The organism is Geobacillus sp. ZGt-1 (assembly GCF_001026865.1).
GTDB lineage: Bacteria > Bacillota > Bacilli > Bacillales > Anoxybacillaceae > Geobacillus > Geobacillus thermoleovorans.
In genome coordinates this window covers 1-3,321 of sequence record NZ_LDPD01000100.1, presented here as the reverse complement: position 1 = coordinate 3,321, position 3,321 = coordinate 1, and the positions used below count along the sequence as shown (strand labels likewise).

2 protein-coding genes and 2 pseudogenes are annotated in these 3,321 nt (G+C 44.1%); 3 read left to right on the top strand and 1 reads right to left on the bottom strand.

Annotated features, from left to right (window positions below; genetic code table 11):
* The 3 genes and pseudogenes from VU18_RS15805 to VU18_RS15790 form a co-directional block, all read left to right on the top strand.
* Positions 1-834, top strand: a pseudogene (locus VU18_RS15805) (replication protein); the annotation flags it as partial.
* 1,123 nt (positions 835-1,957) lie between these two features.
* Positions 1,958-2,806 carry a ComEC/Rec2 family competence protein gene (locus VU18_RS15795; RefSeq protein ID WP_047758483.1) on the top strand — a complete coding sequence of 283 codons (849 nt, stop codon included), beginning with the start codon at positions 1,958-1,960 and terminating at the stop codon, positions 2,804-2,806.
* Positions 2,807-2,830: 24 nt separating this feature from the next.
* Entirely contained in the window at positions 2,831-3,046 is a 216-nt protein-coding gene (locus VU18_RS15790; protein WP_047758482.1) for a DUF3006 domain-containing protein, read from the top strand.
* A gap of 16 nt (positions 3,047-3,062) precedes the next feature.
* On the opposite strand, the pseudogene VU18_RS17685 reads toward VU18_RS15790, so the two are convergent.
* Positions 3,063-3,284: pseudogene (locus VU18_RS17685) on the bottom strand (YolD-like family protein); the annotation flags it as partial.
* Positions 3,285-3,321: the final 37 nt, after the last annotated feature.

The window sequence follows — 3,321 nt, the reverse complement described above, 5'->3', positions numbered from 1 at the left end:
GGGGCGGACAAGAAGTCGCTGGATCCGACCAGGGTGTTCCGGATCGACGGGTCGGTCAACTCCAAGAGCAAAAGGGAAGTCGTCGTCGAGTACCGGCACGGCGACAGGTATGTCCTCCGTGACTTGCAATATGAGTACTTGCCGGAATTGACAAGGGCGGAGACAGGGAAGAGAGGAAGAAAAGGGAAACTTGTCCGGCTGCATAATATCCAGACGTTGCACTATGCCAGGCTGCTGGATTTGATTCGTCTTGCGGAGCTTAGAAATTATGATCTGAAGGGATACAGGGAGCTGTTTTGTTTTTTATATCGATACTGGAGTTGTTGCCTCACTGATGATCCCGATGAGGCGCTGAAACAGATGATAGAGCTGAACGCTGGATTTAAGGAGCCGCTGTCCGAGAAAGAGGTGATCCGGGCGACAAAAAGTGCCGAGAAAGCGTGGATGGCTAGGAATGATGCAAAGGCGAATGAGGAGGCGAGGAAAAAAGGCTATCCCGGTGCCGGCTATAATCTGAAGAACTCTACGATCATTCGATGGCTGGACATCACGCCGGAGGAACAGCGACACTTGCAGACCATTATTGACGCCAATGAGAAGCGCCGGCGGAAACGGGAACGCGACAGGGCGAGGACAGGGGAGTTGAGCCGGGGACAAGGGGCGAAGACAAGGGAGGAGTACCTCGAGGAACAACGGGAGCGAACGGAGGACAAGGCATGGCAACTGCAGAAGGCAATGGAGCGACACCCTGACGCGACAAATAAGCAGCTGGCCATGATGCTTCAGATATCGGTGCGGCGTGTCCAGCAGCTTAAGAGGTTGGTCAAGAACTGACGTTCCCGTGAAATGGTTCGTCGCCCTTATATTATGGGCGTCAGCCTGCTTGCCCGCTACCAGAAAGAAATAAACCAAGATGGTTTTGCTCTCATACCTCATTAGTCTGGTGGGGGAGTCCCGAGGGTTTTAAACTTTAGATTTTCACTTCGATGAAGGGTGAAATGCAAGCGGATCGTCGCAAAAAGGATGGAAAAAGGGATTTTAAAGATTGATTTTGGACGCATAGCTGCAAGGTGAAAATGCCAGTTAGTAGTTATTATAAAGGGGATAGGTTTATTGATTAGCTTTTGATTGGTGATGATATGATTATTTAGAACATAATTCTCAATGCAAATTTATCAATAAGATAAAAATTCTCCTTAGGATCAGGGTATCGAATGAAGGTGAGGACACCAGGATGACGCGAAGGGCGGTATGAAATAAAAGACGAGGACAAGGGACGTGTCCCTGTTCCTCGATCAATCAAAAATCTATGCAACTAAGATATACAGTTGCGACAAGGTGTCGCGAAAGTATTCCGTCGGAGGACAACGGCCACTCCTGTTGTTTTCTCACTTGTCCTTGGTGAAGACAAAAAGGAGACAGCAATTGTCTGACAGAGGACAAGATGTGGAATGTGTCGCGACAGATGTCCCGATGGATTAGCGGTCGCCGGAGACGATGGACAATGAATCGCGACAGACCGAAATAATAAACGTGTCTCCCGTGACAATATGGACAGTGGGTGTCCCCCGGTCAGGGGATTCTGAGGACACGGCATATCATCGTGTCTTGAAAAAACGAACTTAATTTATTTTTTTGTCAGACACAAAATTAAACACTTTCATTATCATTATCATCAAGTAAAAACGGATACTTCAGCAACATATGTTGAAATGTTCCTTTGTCTTTGAATGGGAGGAATTTACGGGACAAATTTTGATAGTAGCATCTCTGGTGGATGATTGTATTGATTATATCCAAGAACACTTTATCGCTAGGCGGACAATTTTTGAGCATACCGGACACCTTAGTCTCCTGATAATATCGAACATTTTTTCGCCTCCTGTTTGTTTTCTATACTCCCTCTTAGCTCAATTGATGGTATAATCTTCTTGAAAAGTAAAAGGGGGAGTTTTCAATGAGGAAAATCAAGATGCTGATGGTAGCTGTAATTGTATTTATGATAGCAATACTACCGGGAATTGTAACAGACGCAGCCCCAAAAAACATGTATGTACACTTCATCAATGTTGGGCAAGGTGACAGTATTTACATTAAAGCGCCAAATGGAGAGGACATTCTCATTGATGGAGGAAATAAAGATGGCAGTGATGTCGTCGCCTATCTTAAAAAACAGAAGGTAAAGGACATCGAAATCATGATCGCGACTCATCCAGACGCCGACCATATTGGCGGTCTTGATGAGGTTCTCAAGGCTTTCCCTGTAAAAAGCGTATATGCCCCAAGGGTCGGTAGTACAACGCAAGCATACAAGGATTTTTTGACTGCTGTTAAAAATGAAAAGCTTACTATAAAGGTTGCTAAAGCAGATGTTGTTCTGCCAATTAAAGGTGTGACTGCGAAGTTTGTTGGACCTGTAAAATCGTACAGCACTAGCGATACAAATGACTGGAGCGCTGTTTTGAAAGTAACCTACGGCAAAAAGTCGTTTCTGTTTACAGGCGACGCCGAGACTCGAGCAGAAGCGGATATGGTTAAAGCGAAAAAGGATTTGCGCGCTGATGTGTTGAAAGTAGGTCATCACGGTGCGAAAACATCGACCAGTGCGACACTTTTAAAAGCTGTAAAACCAGCCCATGCTGTGATTTCTGTTGGGAAAAACAACTCGTACGGTCATCCAACATCTGAGGTATTAAATCGTCTTAAATCATATAAGGTAAGTATATTTAGAACTGATAAACAAGGTACTATCATTGCAACCACTAATGGAACGACTCTCACTTTTAATGTAAAACCATTGAAATGATTATAATGAATAGGAAGTGAGTAAATGAAGTATATTATCGACCGTTTCGAAGGCGATTTGGCGGTTTGTGAAGCAGAAGATGGAAAAATGGTAGATATCGAAAAAAGCATGCTTCCTAAGAACGCTGAGGTTGGCGATGTGATTATATTGGAGAATGGCCATTTTCGCGTGGACAAAGAAGAAACTGATAGACGAAGAAAAGAAATTGAGGATTTAATGAATGAGCTGTTTGAAGATTAAAAGCAATAAGCCCCTTTCAAGGTGAGAAAGGGGCTGTTTTTATGTCCTTAATAGACGACACATGGATATAATGGATTTTCCCGCTGTCCTTTTCTTTGAACCGCAATGTTTGGTTTAACTGATCATAGTAATGGACGCGAACGATGACGCAACATAAACGATAATTATGTATGTATTTAATCAAGAGATAAGAAGCAAACTCCATCGCCTCGAAAATGATCCGATTCCATTCCTCATATTGTTGCTCGTCGTGACAGGAGCATTCCCGTTAGGAG